18 protein-coding genes and 1 riboswitch are annotated in these 19,530 nt (G+C 38.4%); of the genes, 13 read left to right on the top strand and 5 right to left on the bottom strand.

Annotation, left to right across the window (positions count from 1 at the left end):
• Positions 1 to 390: 390 nt before the first annotated feature.
• Positions 391 to 1,323 (bottom strand): aldo/keto reductase, encoded by a 933-nt coding sequence (locus BMW36_RS12270; protein ID WP_089741526.1) that lies wholly within the window; start codon positions 1,321 to 1,323, stop codon positions 391 to 393.
• Positions 1,324 to 1,487: 164 nt separating this feature from the next.
• Here BMW36_RS12270 and BMW36_RS20745 point away from each other — a divergent pair, with 164 nt between their 5' ends.
• From BMW36_RS20745 to BMW36_RS12225, 9 genes are all read left to right on the top strand, one after another.
• Complete coding sequence (locus tag BMW36_RS20745) at positions 1,488 to 1,907, top strand: MerR family transcriptional regulator (RefSeq protein WP_089741524.1); 420 nt, start codon at positions 1,488 to 1,490, stop codon at positions 1,905 to 1,907.
• 56 nt (positions 1,908 to 1,963) lie between these two features.
• Complete coding sequence (locus BMW36_RS12260) at positions 1,964 to 3,268, top strand: hemolysin family protein (protein WP_089741522.1); 1,305 nt, start codon at positions 1,964 to 1,966, stop codon at positions 3,266 to 3,268.
• A gap of 219 nt (positions 3,269 to 3,487) precedes the next feature.
• The gene (locus tag BMW36_RS12255) at positions 3,488 to 4,063 is read left to right on the top strand and encodes a hypothetical protein (RefSeq protein WP_089741520.1); all 576 of its coding nucleotides are present in this window, start codon (positions 3,488 to 3,490) and stop codon (positions 4,061 to 4,063) included.
• Positions 4,064 to 4,097: 34 nt separating this feature from the next.
• A complete protein-coding gene (locus BMW36_RS12250) occupies positions 4,098 to 4,310 on the top strand; it encodes a TRAP transporter large permease subunit (protein WP_342707265.1) in 213 nt (70 codons plus the stop codon).
• Between the two features lie 172 nt (positions 4,311 to 4,482).
• Positions 4,483 to 4,803, top strand: coding sequence for a lmo0954 family membrane protein (locus BMW36_RS12245; RefSeq protein ID WP_089741517.1), 321 nt, complete (start codon positions 4,483 to 4,485; stop codon positions 4,801 to 4,803).
• A 19-nt stretch (positions 4,804 to 4,822) separates the two neighbouring features.
• Complete coding sequence (locus BMW36_RS12240; protein ID WP_089741515.1) at positions 4,823 to 5,452, top strand: PspA/IM30 family protein; 630 nt, start codon at positions 4,823 to 4,825, stop codon at positions 5,450 to 5,452.
• A gap of 113 nt (positions 5,453 to 5,565) precedes the next feature.
• On the top strand, positions 5,566 to 6,285 hold the full coding sequence (gene liaF / locus BMW36_RS12235) for a cell wall-active antibiotics response protein LiaF (protein WP_175480448.1): 720 nt from the start codon (positions 5,566 to 5,568) through the stop codon (positions 6,283 to 6,285).
• Positions 6,282 to 7,334: a sensor histidine kinase gene (locus BMW36_RS12230; RefSeq protein ID WP_089741512.1), complete on the top strand. Its 1,053-nt coding sequence runs from the start codon at positions 6,282 to 6,284 to the stop codon at positions 7,332 to 7,334. Before liaF ends, BMW36_RS12230 begins: the two co-directional genes overlap by 4 nt.
• Positions 7,309 to 7,941: a response regulator gene (locus BMW36_RS12225; RefSeq protein WP_089741510.1), complete on the top strand. Its 633-nt coding sequence runs from the start codon at positions 7,309 to 7,311 to the stop codon at positions 7,939 to 7,941. The genes BMW36_RS12230 and BMW36_RS12225 overlap by 26 nt, the downstream gene beginning before the upstream one ends.
• 52 nt (positions 7,942 to 7,993) lie before the next feature.
• Here BMW36_RS12225 and BMW36_RS12220 read toward each other — a convergent pair whose 3' ends face one another.
• The 3 genes from BMW36_RS12220 to BMW36_RS12210 form a co-directional block, all read right to left on the bottom strand.
• Positions 7,994 to 8,602, bottom strand: coding sequence for a YpmS family protein (locus BMW36_RS12220; protein ID WP_089741508.1), 609 nt, complete (start codon positions 8,600 to 8,602; stop codon positions 7,994 to 7,996).
• A gap of 12 nt (positions 8,603 to 8,614) precedes the next feature.
• Positions 8,615 to 9,541, bottom strand: a complete 927-nt coding sequence (locus BMW36_RS12215; RefSeq protein WP_089741506.1) for an SGNH/GDSL hydrolase family protein — start codon at positions 9,539 to 9,541, stop codon at positions 8,615 to 8,617.
• 297 nt (positions 9,542 to 9,838) lie between these two features.
• Entirely contained in the window at positions 9,839 to 11,554 is a 1,716-nt protein-coding gene (locus BMW36_RS12210; protein WP_089741504.1) for a PLP-dependent aspartate aminotransferase family protein, read from the bottom strand.
• Between the two features lie 79 nt (positions 11,555 to 11,633).
• Positions 11,634 to 11,748, bottom strand: a riboswitch (SAM riboswitch).
• 168 nt (positions 11,749 to 11,916) lie between these two features.
• Between BMW36_RS12210 and BMW36_RS12205 the strand changes: the two genes are divergently transcribed.
• From BMW36_RS12205 to BMW36_RS12190, 4 genes are all read left to right on the top strand, one after another.
• Positions 11,917 to 12,390, top strand: coding sequence for an Hsp20/alpha crystallin family protein (locus BMW36_RS12205; RefSeq protein ID WP_089741501.1), 474 nt, complete (start codon positions 11,917 to 11,919; stop codon positions 12,388 to 12,390).
• Between the two features lie 66 nt (positions 12,391 to 12,456).
• Positions 12,457 to 13,899 (top strand): cardiolipin synthase, encoded by a 1,443-nt coding sequence (gene cls / locus BMW36_RS12200; protein WP_089741499.1) that lies wholly within the window; start codon positions 12,457 to 12,459, stop codon positions 13,897 to 13,899.
• Positions 13,900 to 13,935: 36 nt separating this feature from the next.
• Positions 13,936 to 15,819, top strand: a complete 1,884-nt coding sequence (locus BMW36_RS12195) for an ABC-F family ATP-binding cassette domain-containing protein (RefSeq protein WP_089741497.1) — start codon at positions 13,936 to 13,938, stop codon at positions 15,817 to 15,819.
• 3 nt (positions 15,820 to 15,822) lie between these two features.
• Entirely contained in the window at positions 15,823 to 17,064 is a 1,242-nt protein-coding gene (locus tag BMW36_RS12190; protein WP_089741496.1) for an aminopeptidase, read from the top strand.
• A gap of 229 nt (positions 17,065 to 17,293) precedes the next feature.
• Here BMW36_RS12190 and recQ read toward each other — a convergent pair whose 3' ends face one another.
• Positions 17,294 to 19,381: a DNA helicase RecQ gene (gene recQ / locus BMW36_RS12185; RefSeq protein WP_089741494.1), complete on the bottom strand. Its 2,088-nt coding sequence runs from the start codon at positions 19,379 to 19,381 to the stop codon at positions 17,294 to 17,296.
• Positions 19,382 to 19,530: the final 149 nt, after the last annotated feature.

Below are 19,530 nucleotides of genomic sequence, written 5' to 3'. Positions count from 1 at the left end.
AAAGTCATGGCGCCTGAAAAAGTGTGAGCGAAGTGGTTCAGAGGAGGTCTGAAAGCCATGGCGCCCGGAAAAATTTGAGCGAAGTGGTTCGGAGGGCCGCTGAAAGCCATGGCTCCCGGAAAAATTTGAGCGAAGTGGTTCGGAGGGTCGCTGAAAGCCATGGCGTCAGGAAAAGTGTGAGCGAAGTCGTTCGGAGGTGGTCTGAAAGTCATGGCGCCCGGAAAAATTTGAGCGAAGTCGTTCGGAGGTGGTCTAGAGGTATTATACCGCCGAGGATAGTGCAAAATGATAATGAAAAAAGGAAATACAACAACAAAAAAATGGTCCCAAGCGATTTTTATTGCTCGGAACCATTTTTTTTTTAATTTTCCAGTTTCAGCCTCTTATGTCTTATTTAAAGATATCATCTATTTGATCTATCTCATCTTCTGTTAAATGAACATCTAATGTTTTTAAGTTGTCTATGACCTGGTCTGCATGTTTCGCGCCAGGAATAATTGCATCAATACTGTCACGGGTCAAATACCAGGCTAGTACAAGGTGGACAAGCTCGACATTCTTTTGTTTGGCGATCGGTCTTAATTGCTCCACTTTTTTCAGGTTTTGCTTAAATGTTTCTCCCTGGAACAGCGGATCATTGGCACGAAGATCATCAAATGTCGTGTTCTCATCATATTTACCAGCCAATAAGCCTGATGCAAGCGGGAAATATGGTACAAAAGAAATATTATTATCAGCCGTATACGGAAGTAAGTCTTTTTCCGCTTGACGTTTAAATAAATTGTACTCAGACTGAATCACGTCAACATAGCCATCTTTGTTTGCTTCTTTTAACTGGTCCAGCGAGAAATTGGAAACACCGATACTCCTGATTTTACCTTGATCTTTTAATTCTTTGAGAGCCCCAACCGCTTCATCCTTTGGTGTATCTTCATCAGGGAAGTGGATATAGAACAAATCGATATAATCTGTTTGGAGACGCTGCAGTGCCTGCTCAACAGATTTTTTCAAAAATTGCGGTGAATTATCAATGATGGTTTCATTATTTGCAATTTTATGTGCAGCCTTTGTAGCGATAATGACGTTATCTCTCGAACCGCTTTCCTTCACTACTTTTCCTACTAATTCTTCAGAACGCTCAGGTCCATAAATGTAGGCAGTATCAATAAAATTGATGCCATTTTCTAATGCTTGTCTAACAACATTCATGCCCTGTTCTTCATCTAAATTAGGATAAAGATTGTGGCCGCCAACTGCATTAGCCCCTAAGCCAACCGGATTGACATAAAGACCGGATTTCCCTAATTGGACGTGATTCTTCATAAAGATCTGCACCCTCCATCGTATTTTAATTTATAATACAGGAAAATTGTAACAAATAAAATAATGACCATGGAAAAAATATGCTCATAATATTCGAATGAAAAGCATAACGTTATACTGTACAGTTTCCGATTAATCAATTATAATGACATAGAGGTGATAACATTGGGAAGGCATATAAAATAGGAGAGTTAGCAAAAAAAACAAAGCTGTCTAAACGGACAATAGATTATTATACAAAAATAGGTCTGTTAGATTGTGTCAGATCTGCTTCTAATTATCGATTGTATCCGGAAGAAGTGATAGAGGATTTGAAATTTATCGAAAAGTGCAAGCAAATGCATTTACCTTTAGAACAGATTAAACAAAAAATAGAATTAATGAAAGCAAATAAATTAGATATAGATAATATATCAAAACAAACCGAACAAATTACTTCGCAAATGAATGTATTAAGAGATGAGCTTGTGGAAATATATGACTGGATGGAAAAAATTGATCAGGATGAAAAAGCGGAAATGAAGAAACGCCTCCATTCACATTCCATTGACTTAATAAAAACTCTAGTGCTATTCTCTAGTTAGGTATTTGTAAACGGTACCTGTAAAAATAAAACAATTATTTAGGAGAGTGAACTTTTTTGGACGATATACCTCTGAGTTCGATTATTATTTTAGCAACATTAATCTTTTTGTCAGCTTTCTTTTCATCAGCTGAAACTGCTTTTTCGAGTGTCAATAAAATCAGGTTAAAGAATCTGGTAGATGAGGGCAGGAGGGGCAGTAAAAATGCGCTTCATATGGCCGAACATTTTGATAACACATTATCAACCATCTTAATTGGTAATAATATTGTTAACATTGCTGCATCAAGTATTTCTGCTACATTAGCGAATGAGTTATTTGGCGGGAATATGGCGCTGGTTATCAGTACCGTAATTATGACAATATTGATACTGATTTTTGGTGAAATACTTCCAAAGTCACTGGCTAAGGAGCATGCTGAATCCTACACTTTAACTATATCCGGCATTCTTTTCATACTAATTAAATTGCTGACACCAATTAACTTCCTTTTCGTTAAACTAAAAATATTAGCATCTAAACTTTTTGCGAAAAATGAGCCGCTTCCATCTGTGACGGAGGAGGAAATTAAGGTAATGCTTGATATTAGTGAAGAAGAGGGCGTTATTGATAAAGAGGAACGTCAGTTAATACATCGATCAATGGATTTTGATGATACCATTGCTGGTGAAATATTGACACCAAGAATAGATATGATTGCAATTAATATCGAACAGCCAATTGATGAGATTAAGAATATCTTCTTTGAAGAAAGGTTTTCGAGGATTCCGGTATATGAAGACAGTGTTGATAATATTATCGGTATTCTATCAGAAAAAGAATTCTTGACTCATGTAATTAAATACGGAGATGTAAATGTTCGTGAACTATTAAGAGATCCTCTGTTTGTTGTGGAATCAATGAAAATATCAACACTACTGCCACAGCTGCAAAAAGAAAAAGTGCATATGGCAATTGTAGTGGATGAATTTGGCGGTACATCAGGATTACTTACATTAGAAGATGTACTGGAAGAAATCGTTGGTGAAATATGGGATGAACAAGATGAAAAAACAATTTCCATTTCCCAGATTAATGAAAATGTCTATAAATTTGATGCACAGTATCAATTAGATGATTTTGCTGAGAAAATGAACGTACCTGCCCCTGACAGTTCCTATCATACGCTTGGAGGCTGGGTTATTGAGAATTTTGAGGCTATTCCGACAAATGGAGATACATTCCACTATGGTCCTCTTAAAGTAAGTGTAGATGAAGTTACAAATCGCCGGGTTAAAAAGGTGAAAGTGGAAATACAGAAGGAAGAAGTTCCAAAAAGTAGCAGACAATTTGAAAATAATTATATTGAAAAAGTGCAATAGCATCCTTTCAGGGTGCTTTTTTTTGTGTTATCAATAAAAAGGTTCAATACTACCTTGCGCTTGCACAAAAAGTATACTATATTTAAAATACACTATTTATTGCATTTTTTCCCAAATATAAATGTATATAAAACCCGATATCTCAGTCATCCTTGTTCATTAGTGGTAAAGATGCTGAAAAATTGGAATGGTTAGATATGAATACAAGGGGTGGCGAGAGTGAAAATTAGAAAAGTTTATCTTCTTTTCACCGATACAGGAACTGTTTTTTCGAGGATGATCAATTTATTTACGAAATCCAAGCTGAATCATGCTTCCATCAGCTTTAATGAGGAATTGACAGAAGTCTACAGTTTCGGGCGGAGGCAGCCGTATAATCCGTTAAGTGGAGGGTTTGTAAAGGAAGACGTTCGTGCACCTTTCTTTAGTAAAGCAACATGTGCCATCTACCAGCTTTCCATAACAGAAGATACTTATCATCTCCTAATGGAACGGGTCAAGAAAATGGAAACTGAAACAGACCAATACAGATATAATCTCCTTGGACTGGTGGGTGTATTACTAAACTTGGAATGGCAGAGAGAACGAGCTTTCTTTTGTTCAGAGTTTGTTGCAACAATGTTGAGAGAAGCAGGAGTGTATACAGACGCAAAGCCGGCATGTTTAACGAAACCGCAGGATCTGAAAGAGTGGCAACAGTTAACTTTAATATATCATGGAGACTTAGCCCACTATCTGCAAAAGCAAGGTGTATGTGAAGTAACTGTTACACCTTGGAAAAGATTATACAGTTAAACTGGAAGAGTACTTACATTAGTACTCTTTTTTAATTAGGGGTGTATTACTGATTATTTGTTTAGCTGTTGGTTTAGTTACACCACCAGTAGGATCTGTTCTCTTTGTCGGCTCCGCCATTGGGAGGATATCGATCGAAAAAGCTTCGAAAGGGATGCTGCCGTTTTACGGTGCAATGATTGTCGTTGTTCTGCTTGTAGCCTATGTTCCGGAAGTATCCTTATTTTTACCTTCATTATTTGAATAGTTAAGGAACGTGGATCTCACGACAAGAGATCCACGTTTTTTATGGAAAAAGCAATTTTCACAAGAAATATTTACACATATAAGCCTAAAGTCTTAGCGAAAGTTAAATCTCCAGCCTGTTATGAAATCTCTGAAGACGAGATATCATAGAGTTATGGAAGGAGGGAACATAAATGAAAACATTCTTACTCATTTGTTTAACAGTAATAGCAGGGATCACTCTGCTGGCAAATGTAGGACCAATGATCATGCTGGTAATTAGTGTGGCAATTGCGTACTACGGTGTGAAGAAATTTATCCTTGCAGAAACAACCGGGTCAAGAGTCTGGTGGGCGATTGTTATCCTGTTTGGTATCTCAATTTCATTATCCAATTTGCCTGCATTAGTTGGTGTTGCAGCTTTAGTGGTACTTTATTACACATATAAAAAGTGGAAACAGGAAAAAGAAAGCAATTACTATACACAAAGTGAATTAACTTGGGAAAAACTTTAATTTGAAGGAGAGGATCTAAATGACAAATTTATTTACACGTATTAAAGATTCAGTAATGGCAGATTTGCATGAGATTATGGACCAGAAGGAAGAAAAGAATCCAATTGCACATGTTAACCAGTATATTCGCGAATGTGAGCATGAGGTAAACAAAATAAAGCACTTAGTGGAAAAACAATATGAAATAAAATACGATGTTTCAAGGGAATTAGCACAAGCAAGATTAATGGTAGAAAAACGCAAAAAGCAATTAGAACTGGCTACATCAATGGAAGAACACGATTTGGCAAGTGAAGCGAAATCTGAACTGGACCAGTTTGAAGCAAGAGTGAATAAACTGGAAGTTATGGAAAGTCAATCGATAAAAGATCTGGAAACATTAGAAACAAAGTATGTTCAAATGAAGCAGAAGCTGAAAGATCTATATGTAAAACGTCTTGAACTTAAAAGCCGTGAGAATATAGCCAGAACGAAGCGAGGTATGAATAAAGTGCTGGAAACAGAATTGATCTCTAAAAGTGCCTCCAAATTCGCGGAACTGGAAAGTTATATAGAAAGAATTGAACAGCGTGTTCATTCAGAATATCGCTTACACACACTTGATGCAAGATTTGCTGATTTGGAAAAAAAAGCTTCTAACTTAAACTGAAAACGTGATATTCTAAAAGGGTGCAGGTAAAAAAACTGCACCTTAATTGATTACTTATTAATGCCAGCCGTTTGAAAATTATGCGAGAGTTCAGTTACAGGGGGTTTAAGTTAATGTCTAAGTTTGAAACTACAGATATCATACGTCTTTTGCTAATAGTTGGATGTATTTTATTTGTTATTGAATTTATTTTTATTGATACAGGCCTCCTGTTTATTGTTTTATTAGCACTTATCGCTATATTCTACGGCAGGAAAAATTATTATAAAACAAGCGGGAAGTCCATTTTCTGGGGAAGTATGTTCTCCCTTTTTATCATAGTTATTGATACAATTGCTGTCAGGTTTTTATTATTAGCAGTCATTATATATTTAGGATGGAAATGGTACCAGTCTAAACCAAAGCGAAGTGAAAAAGTAATTATTCCGCAATTTTCCAGTAATTTTGGGCAGGAAGGCACTGCGTATAAAAATAACTGGTTTGGCACGTTGAATAAGGGCAGCGATGAACCTTTTGCATGGCATGATATGAATCTGCAGAAAGTTGTCAGTGACATTACAATTGATTTGAATAATACAGTTTTACCAGAGGAAGAATCAGTAATAGTAATAAGGCAGCTAATCGGAAATATTACGATTATCGTTCCATATGATATTGAAATTGCTGTAGAGCATTCGGTATTATATGGTGATGTTTCGATTATGCATTACCAGGAGCCAAATGCGTTCAATAAAAGTATTAATTTTAAATCAGAAGGATATAAAGACTCTCCGCAAAAAGTTAAGATTTTCACTCAGGTGCTGATAGGAAAGCTTGAGGTGAGAAGGGGATGAAAATAGGCAAACGTTTATTTTTTGCCAGCATTTTGTTAACATTTATCTTTCTTTTAATGATTTGTTTGCTCTTTTATCTGGCTTTTCCTATCAGTGACTGGAAATTACTTTGGCAGGTTAAAGTGCTGGAAGTACCATTTATTTTTATGGTACCGACAATGGCGTTATTGTTTGGATTGATGATTGGTTTAATCTGCTCTCATGTTGTACGAAAACGAATCATTTTTCTTGAACAAAGTTTAACAATGCTGATGAAAAATCAAACATTTATGGAAAATCCGGGTTTTGACGAGATTGATGTAATCAACCAGAAGCTGAAAGAGGTACGTGACTATATTCAGCAGCAGACTAAACGGACCCAGAAGCTGATTGATGAACGGACACAAGACCAGGAAAATAAATTAAATAAGGTGATTTCAGAAGAAAGAAATCGGCTTGCCAGAGAACTGCATGATTCTGTCAGCCAGGAATTATTTGCAGCGTCCATGCTGGTTTCTGCAGTAAATGCAAGCAACATAGATGGAAATGAAATGATGACAAAGCAATTGGGACAAATTGAGTCAATGATTCAGCAGGCACAGTTAGAGATGCGTGCATTGCTGCTTCATCTAAGACCAGTACCGCTGAAAGATAATACGTTAAAAGAAGGAATGGAAAATTTACTGCAGGAACTAAAAGCAAAAGTATCTGTTCATATAACTTGGAATGTAGAGGATGTAATTGTGAATAAAGGGATTGAAGATCATTTGTTCCGTATATTACAGGAAGCTTTGTCAAATGCGCTGCGCCATGCTAGGGCGGAGACAATTGATACTATTCTGATTGAACGTGACGGGTTTGTTATTTTACGTGTGAAGGATGACGGCAGGGGATTTGAATTAAATGAGAAAAAAGCAGGATCTTACGGAATATCCAATATGTATGAGCGAGCAGCAGAAATAGGAGCACACATCCATTTAGTAAGTATCCCTAAAGAAGGAACACGCCTCGAAGTCCGTGTGCCAATGATAGAGGAGGAAGAAGATGATAAAAGTTCTTTTCGTAGATGACCATGAAATGGTTCGAATTGGCGTAAGTGCATTTCTGTCAACACAGAACGATATCGATGTAATTGCAGAAGCAGAAAATGGAAAAGAAGCGGTAGATTTAGCACTGGATCTCCGTCCAGACATTATATTGATGGATCTTGTTATGGAAGAAATGGATGGAATCGAAGCAACAAAAAGGATTACTGAGAAATGGCCGGAAGCAAAGATATTAATCGTTACGAGTTTTATTGATGACGATAAAGTGTATCCCGCATTGGAAGCAGGTGCTACCAGCTATATTTTAAAAACATCTAAAGCAGATGTGATTGCACAAGCTATAAGGGATACATACGGAGGGGAATCTGTTTTGGAAAAAGAAGTAACAGCTAAAGTGATGAAAAATTTCCGGAAGTCAAATGAAACGACGTTACATGATACATTGACAAACCGGGAAATGGAAATCCTTCTGTTAATTGCTCAAGGAAAGACAAATCAGGAAATTGCCGATGAACTTTTTATCGCGTTAAAGACAGCGAAAGTACATGTTAGTAACATATTGAGCAAACTGCAGGTACAAGACAGAACACAGGCTGCCGTTTACGCGTATCAGCAGGGGATTATAAAATAACAGAAAAAAGAAGAGAAGGAGGGAAAAAGGATACCTCCTTCATTAGCGTTCATTAATCAAGTCCCAAAGTTTCATTAGGAATCTTAATGCGAAAACTCAGTTGATCTTCAGCTAAATTAAACTGTTGAACTTTCACCTTAAAGTTACTCTTTAATTCCATTTGTGTCAGTGCGATATAAATACTTTCTTCTTTCGGGTTAATGACTACCCAATCAGGGGTATTTATCTTATCGTCCACATATTTTAATATTTTATCTTTCGGCAGTCTCAGCAGGCCTAATGACATTTCTGTTGATTCTAGAAGGACATCCCCATTCTGCTGAACAACAGGCTCAAAGGTGATATTTACAGGCACTTCTGTATCAAATGCTTCAATTGTTCCCATGAGATGAACTGCTTCGTCAAGACTTATCGCATATTGGTCATTTTTATCTTTTAACAGTTTATCAATATATTCATTTACTAATTGGGTCAGGTTTTCCTTGCTCGATTGTACTACGAATTCTGCCCCTGCTTCTTCTTCAATATATTGCTTGTCTGGATATTCCTCACTGGAAACTGGCCAGATGATTAATAATATTATTGCCAAAACAATCGTAACATTTATTGTGGCTAATATGACAAACATTCTCTTCCAGTTTTTTCGACGTGTCTCCTTCATCTGAATCACCTTCTAGTTAGTCACTAAGTCTTCATTATTTTGCAAATAGGACCAGACTCGCTTTGCCATTTCTTCATAACCCCGTCTGTTCGGATGGAAATTATCTTCCGCATACATGTTTTCAGATCTGTTTTCATAGATATCCTGCATTGGTATGAAAGTTACTTGGTCATAAGTGCCTGCAACATTTTGGCTTTCATTGTTCCATCTCGTTAGAATATTGTCCAATGCTTCAATATCACTAAAGTATTTTTCAAATGGATTATAAAAACCGAGCAGGTAGATATCTGTTTCAGGTTGTATCTCCAATATTCTTGAGAGGATTTGGTCAATACGTTCTTTATATGGGCCTCTTTCTTCTATAAATGGTTCTTCTGTTAGATCCATAAAATTATCTTTTAGAATTTTCATTATATCATTTGCCCCAATTGTTATAAGCACAATATCAGCATCCTGAATGGATGAAACAATCTCTTCATTCTCCAGACGTTTTAGCAATTGATCTGTTCGATTACCGCGTTTTCCAAAATTGTCTATCGTCACCTTAACATCTTCATTGTCAAAATGTTCTTCAAGGACGCCTACATATCCGCCGCTTTCTGTCTCATCACCGACACCCTGAGTCAATGAATCTCCAATTGCCACAATATGTGTATCCTTTTTGAAAAATGTTAATGCATCAATCACCACATCTTTCACTGTTTCACCAATGTTATCTATTTCGTCGTCAGCTGTTTCAGTCTGCTCTTCTGAAACGGTTTCTTCATTCGTAGTTTTCTCTTCTATATTAAGTTCCTGTTCACTAGTTTCTGGAGGATTATCCACTGATGTTGTTTGCCTGCTGTTCTGGTTATCCTGCTTATTAAAATTTATGGTAAGAAAAATTGCTCCACATACAATAAGTAAAATAAAAATAGTGATGATAATTTTTTTGTTCATTGTCCACACCTTCATTTGTAGTCTAACCGAGGTTGTTTCTCTGTAAAAACTATACCCTTCTTCTTTATTATTCACACGTTACGATAATGTTATAATCTATGCAATAAAGAGGGGAAACATGTTATATTGTAATCTTCACGACAGGAGAAAACCTGTGTTCCTCTGTTTTTTAAATGATATGTATTGTATCACAGTCTCTAGCTGGCGTAAATATGAAAAACCGTGAACCATCAAATGGTTCACGGTAGTTCTATATATTTATCTTGGGGAGATAAATAACATAATGATGAAAGGAGGTTATTCTCCTCGGCGTAAGCGGTCAGCCTCCTGATATGGACAACGGTTTTCAACTATAATTTGCCCGTTCTGTTCCGCCTTCTTCTTAATTTCGTTATCTGCCTCGTTTCTGAACCAGACAATTTTTGATTTTTCGGAAACTAAGCTTGCATTGCTTGCATCCACTACTAAAGTAATATCAATTTCTCCTTCTATATCAGAAGGGTTGCTTACTGTAGAAACACCGTACAGACTGCTTTCCTGATCACTGATTGGTGTGATATGGAAGCCTTGTTTCTGTAATTTAGAAACAGTGTTTGCAGCTTCCTCGCTGTACCCGATTACAGCAATGTTTTTCGGTCGGATACCGCCATCCTCACGGGCGAATGGTGAAGAAAGTGCCCATGCTACTGCTTTTTCAGCATCTGCTTTTATAGTTGGTTCACTATTTGTTGCTTTTGCAATCGCCTGATCGAGGTCTTGTATAATATCTTCAGCTGTTTCAATTCCGACAGAAAGACGTACAAGCTCTTCACTAACTCCTGATGCCTGCAGTTCTTCCGGGTTTAGTTGTTGATGAGTTGTCGATGCCGGATGAATAATTAATGATTTCGCATCACCAACATTCGCTACATGTGACCATAACTTGATGTTGTTAATAAGTTCACGGCCGGCATCTTTTCCACCTTTTATACCGAAAGTAATCATTGAACCAAAGTGATTACGTAAATATTTTTTCGCAAGTTCATGAGAAGGGTGGTTCACTAATCCTGGATAATTCACCCATTCTACTTGTGGGTGGTTATTTAGGTATTCTGCTACATTTTTCGTATTTTCACTGTGGCGCTCGATACGCAAGTGTAATGTTTCCAGTCCCTGTAAGAAATAGAAAGCATTTTGAGGACTTAGACATGCACCGATGTCCCGTAATAATTGTACACGGAATTTAATTGCAAAAGCAGGTGGTCCGATGTCGATACCAAAGCGAATGCCGTGATATGTCTCATCAGGCTCTGTGAATCCAGGGAATTTGTCGCTGTTCCAATTAAATCTGCCGCCATCAACAACAATACCGCCAATGCTAGTACCATGTCCGCCGATCCACTTTGTAGCAGAGTGAACAACAATATCAGCACCCCATGCAATAGGTTTGCATAAGTAAGGAGTGGCAAATGTATTGTCAATAATTAACGGGATACCATTTTCGTGTGCGATATCTGCAACAGCCTCGATATCGAAAACATTTAAACTCGGATTTGTGATAACTTCACCGAAAATTGCTTTTGTTTTAGGTGTGATCGCAGTGCGGAAATTCTCCGGATCTGTGCCGTCAATGAATTTCACATCAATTCCATACTTTGGTAACGTTTTGTTAAATAAGTTATAAGTTCCGCCATACAAGTTGCTGTCAGCAAGGATTTCGTCACCTGAATGGGCAATATTCAGAATTGCCAGCGTAATCGCTGCCATCCCTGATGAAGTGGCAACAGCAGCTACCCCGTCTTCCAGTAATGCTATGCGCTGCTCGAATGCATCTACTGTCGGGTTCATAATGCGGGAGTAAATGTTCCCAGGCTCTGCTAATGCAAATAAATTTTGAGCGTGTTCTGTGTCATTGAATACATAGGAAGTTGTCTGGTAAATAGGAACAGCACGTGAGTTTGTTGTTGGATCAACCTGCTGGCCGCCATGAAGTAATGATGTTTCATTTCCTGTAAAATCGAATGAATGTGTCATAATTCGCCTCCATTTAATATGTAGTAAAAAAACCTCTTCTTATCTATGTAAGAAGAGGTTGTAGTTGATTTTTTTCCTCCTCTTATCTTTCAGGTAATCACCTGTAGGAATTAGCACCTTTTCACCTTGGATGTTCCAAACTGACGGTTGCCGGGCTTCGACGGGCCTAGTCCCTCTGCCTCTCTCAATAAGAGTCTATCGATTAAATTAGTATAATTATAAGTGAAAATATATAGTCCGTCAATCAAAATTATGAAACTATTCATTTTTGTTCCATTTGCTCTATAGAAAAATACCTATTCCATTCTTTTTTCCAGGTGCATAGACTACTATAGAAAAATGAATAGAAGAGGGTGGAAGAAATGAATAACAAAGAAGACAGGAGAAAGGAACATTTATCAGGCTGGGGGGAGGATTTCATCAGAAAGCTTGATGCTTTTTTATATGAGAAGCCAGCACGAAATATAATGGAAACAATTGATCAGTTTTTTGACAATGCGAAAGGCGGATATGAACGGATTCCAGTTGACATTGCAGAAACAGATGATGAGTGGATAATAAGCTTTGATCTGCCAGGAATCAAAAAAGAACAAATTAAGTTAGCTATTTTAGGGAATGTAATAACAATAAGTGTTACACATAAAGAGGAAACCGAACAGTATGATCAGACGTATCATTATTACAGAAAGGAAAGAAAGGCACATAATAAGGAACGGACGGTTACATTGCCGTTTACTATTGACAGGGATATGGCTAAAGCAAAATTTGATAACGGTCTGTTACAGATTAAGTGTCCAAAAAATAAACAGGACAAAAATTTTATGTCTATCGAGTAATAAGCTGTTAATCGCTCATAATAGAGAAAAATGTGCTATATTTAAACGAGAGAAAGGGGGCAATTTATGGGGGTCTTTCAGCTTGTAATCAGCCTTATTTTAATTTTTAATATTATTTTATCTTTCGCGATCATTTTTTTAGAGAGAAAGAATGCAACCTCAACTTGGGCATGGATTATGGTCCTCACTTTCATCCCTGTCTTTGGGTTTATTTTATATTTGATTTTTGGCCGCAAACTGAGCAATAAAACAATTTTTACATGGGATACAAAGAGTAAACTTGGTGTAAAAACTGCAGTTCAGCATCAATTGAGAGAGATTGAGTCAAAAACGTTTCAAGTAAATGATGAAAGAATGCATTCATATGAAGATTTGTTTTACTTACATTTAAGAAACAATGATGCGATCTTCTCACAGGATAATGATGTGAAAGTGTTTACTGACGGGAACCGGAAATTCAATTCACTGATAGAAGATATGGAGAATGCAAAAGATCACATCCATTTAGTTTATTATATTGTTAGGTCTGACCATTTGGGAAATCGGCTTGCAGAAGTTTTAATGAGAAAAGCGCAGGAAGGTGTAAAGGTAAGATTTCTCTATGATGATATGGGATCAAGAAAGCTAAGCCGTAAATTGATTCGAAAAATGCGTATGGCGGGTGCGGAAGTGGAAGGATTTTTCCCGCCATTAATTCCAAAAGTAAATTTAAAGATTAATCACAGGAATCACCGCAAATTAGCTATTATTGATGGAGAAATTGGTTATATCGGAGGATTTAATATTGGGGATGAATATTTGGGTGTAAATGAGCGGTTTGGTTATTGGCGTGACACTCATCTCAGGGTTGTGGGAAGTGCAGTTAGTAACATGCAGACCCGTTTTATTCTTGATTGGAATCAGGCCTCACGGAATGACATCGACTATCATGAACGCTATTACACTACAAGACCTGCCGGGAGAATTGGTATGCAGATTGTCTCAAGCGGCCCCGATTCTGACTGGGAACAAATAAAGCACGGATATATGAAGATGATTATGTCCGCGAAGGAATATGTGTTTATTCAGACACCATATTTTATTCCTGATGACAGTCTGTTAGATGCATTGAAAATTGCTTGTTTGTCAGGTGTTGATGTTAGGATAATGATACCGAACAAGCCCGATCACCCGTTTGTTTACTGGGCTACTTATTCATACATTGGCGAATTGCTTAGAGCAGGAGCAACCGTTTATATTTATCAAAAAGGATTTTTGCATGCTAAGATGATAATAGTAGACGGAAAAATAGCTTCGGTCGGAACAGCGAATATAGATGTGAGAAGTTTCCGTCTGAATTTCGAAGTGAACGCATTTTTGTATAATGAGACACTTGCAGAAATACTGGTAGATGAGTTTCAGAAAGATATGGAACATGTAACACAGCTCACGTATGCTTTATACCAAAAAAGACCGCTGTGGATCCGGTTTAAAGAATCGGTATCCCGGCTGATTTCACCTATTTTATAAACAGTGAACAGGCAAGTAAAGAAAGGATTGACTATATTGCGAGGCTTGAAAGTAGAGGGATTAACGAAAACATACGGAGAAAAAGTGCTTTTTGAAGATATTTCTTTCTCAATTAGTGAAAATGACCGGATTGGCTTAATCGGTGTAAATGGAACAGGGAAGTCAACGCTGCTGAAAGTACTGGCAAAAACAGACACAGCAGAAGCGGGAGTTCTCGACCATCCGAATGACTACCAGATCGAATATTTAGATCAGGATCCGAAACTGGATACACATCTATCTGTACTTGATCAAATCTATTACGGAGATGCGAAAACAATTGTAACATTACGAAATTATGAGCGTGCAGTCATAGAATTAGAGCGGGCACCAGAGGATACATCCATACAGAAAAGGTTACTTCAGATGCAAGAAGAGATGGATCGTTTAGACGCCTGGGATGCGATGACCGTAGCGAAAACGATCCTTACTAAATTAGGGATAAAGAATATGGACCAGAAGGTTGAGGAGCTTTCCGGCGGACAAAAAAAGAGAGTGGCAATTGCGAAAGCTCTGATCCAGCCTGCAGACTTACTGATCCTGGATGAACCGACCAACCATTTAGATAACCATACCATCGAGTGGCTGGAGGAATATGTACCACAATATAAAGGAGCAATTTTGCTTGTTACCCACGACCGGTATTTTTTAAATCGTATCACGAACCGCATTTTTGAGCTAGATAAAGGAAACTTATATACATACCAGGGGAATTATGAAATATTCCTTGAACAAAAAGCGCTTAGGGAAGAACAGGAATTGCAGGCAGAGAAAAAACATCAGAACCTGTTAAAGAAAGAAATTGCCTGGCTCCGCAGTGGAGTAAAAGCAAGGACAACGAAACAAAAAGCAAGAATTGACAGGGCAGAGCAATTAAAAGAGGTTAGCTTCCAAACGAATAAAGATGAGGTTGACTTTCAAGTAGGTTCAGCACGACTTGGCAAAAAAGTTATCGAAGTAGAGGGGTTATCGAAAAGTTTTCAAGAGAAGATATTATTTCGTGATTTCAGCTTTTTAATAAAACCCGGTGACAGAATCGGCATCGTTGGACCTAATGGCAGCGGGAAAACGACCTTGTTAAATATTCTTGCAGGAAACATAATGCCTGATAGTGGTACAATGGAAGTGGGGGAAACTGTTAAGATTGGTTACTATACCCAGGACCATCTGCCATTGGACGAAACAGTCAAAGTAATTGATTTAGTGAGAGAAGTCGCTGAGGTTGTCCACACTGTGAATGGTGATGTTATTACAGCAGAACAAATGCTTGAAAGATTTCTTTTTCCAAGGTCACAGCAATGGACCTATGTACGGAAGCTATCCGGTGGTGAGCGGCGAAGATTGTACTTGCTGACTGTATTAATGCAGGAACCGAATGTGTTATTTCTCGACGAACCGACAAATGATCTGGATACAGAAACATTAGCTGTACTGGAAGATTACTTAGACAGTTTTCCAGGTGTCATGCTCACCGTATCCCATGACCGCTATTTTCTCGACAAGACAATTGATCAGGTAATCGCTTTTACAGAGGAAGAGAAATTAACTCACTTTTATGGTAGTTATACAGAATTCAGGGAACAATTAAATGTGAAAGAGGCAAAGCAGAAAGCAGATAAAGTGAATAAGCAGCAACCTCGCCGTAAAAGAAAACGACTTTCTTACCATGACCAGCAGGAGTGGGAAACAATTGAAGAAGTGATCACTTCACTGGAGGAAGAACTGGAGCTTATTCAATCAGAAATTGAAGCTGCCGGCAGTGATATCGGGAAGATTAACCCGCTATTTGAAAAACAGAATGATTTAGAACAGCAGTTAGAGGCAAAAATGGAAAGATGGGAAGAGTTATCTTTATTAGTTGAACAGTTAGAGGAGGAATAAACAATGGCAGAACAGCAGTTGTTGGAAAAATACGCAGAATTAGCATTAAAAACAGGGGTCAATCTGCAAAAAGACCAGGCACTTGTGATTAACTCATCTATCGAAGGAGCAGATTTTACTAGAATTGTTGCAAGAAAAGCTTATGAATTAGGTGCGAAGAATGTTCATATTAACTGGACAGATGATGAACTGACTTTGCTGAAGTTTGAGCATGCACCTGAAGAAGTACTGACAAACATTCCTTCATGGCAAGTAGAAAAACATTTGGACTTTGCAAAAGACGGGGCGGCTTTACTGGCTATTCGTTCCACAAATCCAGACTTGCTGAAAGATATTGATCCTGCTAAAGTAGCAAAGGCCAATAAAGCAAGCGGGGAAGCGATGAAGGAATTCCGTCAATATACGATGAATGACCGGATTGCATGGTCGATCATCTCGATCCCTACAGGGGACTGGGCACAGAAAATTTTCCCTGAAAAATCCAGGGAAGATGCAATAGAGAGCTTATGGGATTCCATTTTCAAAATTGTCCGTGTAGATAAAGAAGATCCTGTGGCAGCATGGGAGAAACATAACCAGTTATTACATCAGGCAAGAACATATTTAAATAAAAAAGCATACCGTGCCTTAGTATTCAAGTCAGAAGGCACAGACATCCGCTTTGAATTACCAGAAGGCCATATATGGAAAGGCGGATCTGCTGAAACAACGGGTGGTGTGACATTTAATCCAAACATGCCTACAGAAGAAGTATTCACCGTTCCACATAAATATGGGGTGAATGGCAAAGTGACAGCTAAAAAACCGCTTGTCTATGGCGGGAATATGATTGACGGCTTCAGTCTGACTTTTAAAGATGGGAAAGTAGTTGACTTTGAAGCAGAAAAAGGCTACGACACGTTAAAGCATTTATTAGATACTGATGAAGGAGCGAGTCGCTTAGGTGAATTAGCACTTGTACCACATGCTTCACCAATTTCCCAGTCCGGGTTGATTTTTTATAACACATTATTTGATGAGAATGCTTCCTGTCATATCGCATTAGGTAAAGCCTATCCAACAAATGTTGAAGGTGGATCAGATATGAATGAAGCGGAACTTGATAAGCATGGTATTAATGACAGCCTGACACATGTTGACTTTATGATCGGGTCAGCAGAGTTGGACATCGATGGAGAGACAGCTGATGGAAATCTTGAACCTGTATTCAGACAAGGAGCATGGGCAATCGATTTTAATGAATAATAAATAGGGAAAGTCCAGCAGAGGTGCTGGACTTTTTAGATGCAAAAAGAACGCTGAATCTGCAAGAAGAGAGCGAAAGTTGCAAAAAGAGCGCCAAATCTGCAAGAAGAGAGCGAAAGTTGCAAAAAGAGCGCTGAAATCTGCAAGAAGAGCGGGAACTCCGAGAAGGAGCAAACTCCTACTCCCATCCGCGGGGATCTGAGCCTCCCCCGTGCAAGGACTCCGCCTTTTAATTCCATTTGCCATTTTTAATTAAAGCGGCACGAATTTCTTCATAAGTATATTCCTCAGGCAGTGTTTCTTTTAATAGTTTCAATCCCGGCTCTTCAGCCTGCTCATAGGCGGAGAGCACTTCATTTTCTAACTCTTCTGATATCAGGCGTGACCAGTCCAGCTCATGGCCTTCCTTCACAGCTTGCATAAGATGTTGAAAAACAGTAGTCTCTGCTATTCCCCGTTTATCTGAAATTTCCTTAATCTCAAGTTTCTGCTCAATAAACAGTTCATAGCTTATTAGATAGCTGGGGCGTTTATCATTTTTTCCATCAACATATTCTTCGATTACTTCAAGAAATTGTTCCCCGAATTGTTCAAACTTTTTCTCACCAACACCATGAATCAGAAGCATGGCACTTTTTGATTGGGGCATCATGCTCGCCATCTCTGTTAAAGATTTATCACTAAAAACAACATATGGCGGGACACCATGGGAATCTGCTAACTCTTTACGCAATGTCCGCAGCTTTTCAAACAAAGTCCCATCATAATCAGTACTTTTCTTTTTCTCCACCTTCGCCACCTGCATCATAACAGGTGCCGTTCCCTTCAGCACGTCAACCGCACGTTTACCCAACCGCAAAACAGGAAAACGTCCTTCTTCCGATACGAGGAAATTTTCAGCAACTAAAAAATGAATAAACTGAACCAATTCTTTTTCGGTGTACCCTGATAACAAACCGTAAGTAGACAAACGGTCAAATCCGAACTGCTTAACCTTCCTGTCACTGGATCCTTTCAGCACTTTAGCTGTAATACTTGCACCAAACCTTTCCCCCATCCGTTTCACACAGGAGAGAACCATTTGTGCTTCCTTCGTACGATCCACTTTATCTGTATCATCTTTACAATTCGAACATTTTCCGCAATCTTCAGCATCTGTCTCATCATCAAAATAGTCCAGAATATATTGCTGCAGGCACTGATCCGTATGGCAGTAATTAATCATCGCCTGCAACTTTCCATATTCCTGACGCTTCTTATCCTCCACCATCTCCGACTGCTCAATTAAATACTTCTGTGTATGAATATCCTGACCGGAGAAAAGCAGGATACAATCACTAGGCGCACCATCCCTGCCTGCTCGCCCTGCCTCCTGATAATAACTCTCCAGGTTTTTCGGTAACGCATAATGAATCACATACCTGACATTCGACTTATCAATCCCCATACCGAATGCATTTGTCGCAACCATCACCGTCGTATCATCCTGAATGAAAGCATTTTGAGCTTCTTTACGTGCAAGTTCACTCATCCCTGCATGATATTTACTAACGTTCAAGCCCTTTTCTTTCAAGGAAAAATGTAACTGGTCGACCTGTTTCCGGGTGATGGCATAGATTATCCCAGGTTCGTCCTTGCGAAGACGCACATAGTCTTCAATGTATGCCGAACGACTTTGGCCCTTCACGATTTGGAATGTTAAATTATCTCTGGCAAAACCTGTTTTAACTACCTGTGCATCATTCACATTCAGTAACTGCTGAAGATCTCGAATCACTTCATCTGTCGCTGTTGCCGTCAGACCTATTAGGGTTGGCAAGTTACTCAATTGTTTGACCCGCTCAACAACGGTCCGGTAACTTGGTCTGAAATCATGTCCCCATTGGGAGATACAATGTGCTTCATCGAAGGCGATCGTAGAAAGGGTGATCGAATCCAATGTTCTCAGAAACCCCTCTGAGTCGAATCGTTCAGGCGCGACATAGATAAATTTATACCTTCCCTGACGAAGAGCATTTAATCTTTCCCGCTGTTCTTCATTTGATAAGGAGCTGTTAATATACGTGGCGGCAATCCCGAGGGAAGTCAGTGCATCAACCTGGTCTTTCATTAATGAGATTAATGGTGAAATAACTAAAGTAGTACCAGAAGTAACCAGGCCGGGGACCTGGTAGCAAATCGACTTACCTCCGCCTGTTGGCATAATAGCGAGCGAATTTTTCTCTTCGATCGTTTGTTCAATAACGGTTACCTGTCCTTTCCTGAAATCGTCATAACCAAAATAGGTTTTTAAAACATTTCTTGCTTCTTGTAACATTTATCTCTTCCTTTATATAAATCTGATTTTTTTAACCGATCATAAGTATGCCGGGCTAACTATTTTAGAGTTGTTCCTATCATAACATTATTATTGCATATAAGGACAAAAACCTTTAATCTATAAAAACGTAATACAGGAACAAAAAT

The organism is Gracilibacillus ureilyticus (genome assembly GCF_900111195.1).
In the GTDB taxonomy this organism is placed as follows: Bacteria; Bacillota; Bacilli; order Bacillales; family Amphibacillaceae; genus Gracilibacillus; species Gracilibacillus ureilyticus.
Note: the sequence above shows the minus strand (reverse complement) of the source record. Positions and strands in the feature narration are given on the sequence as shown.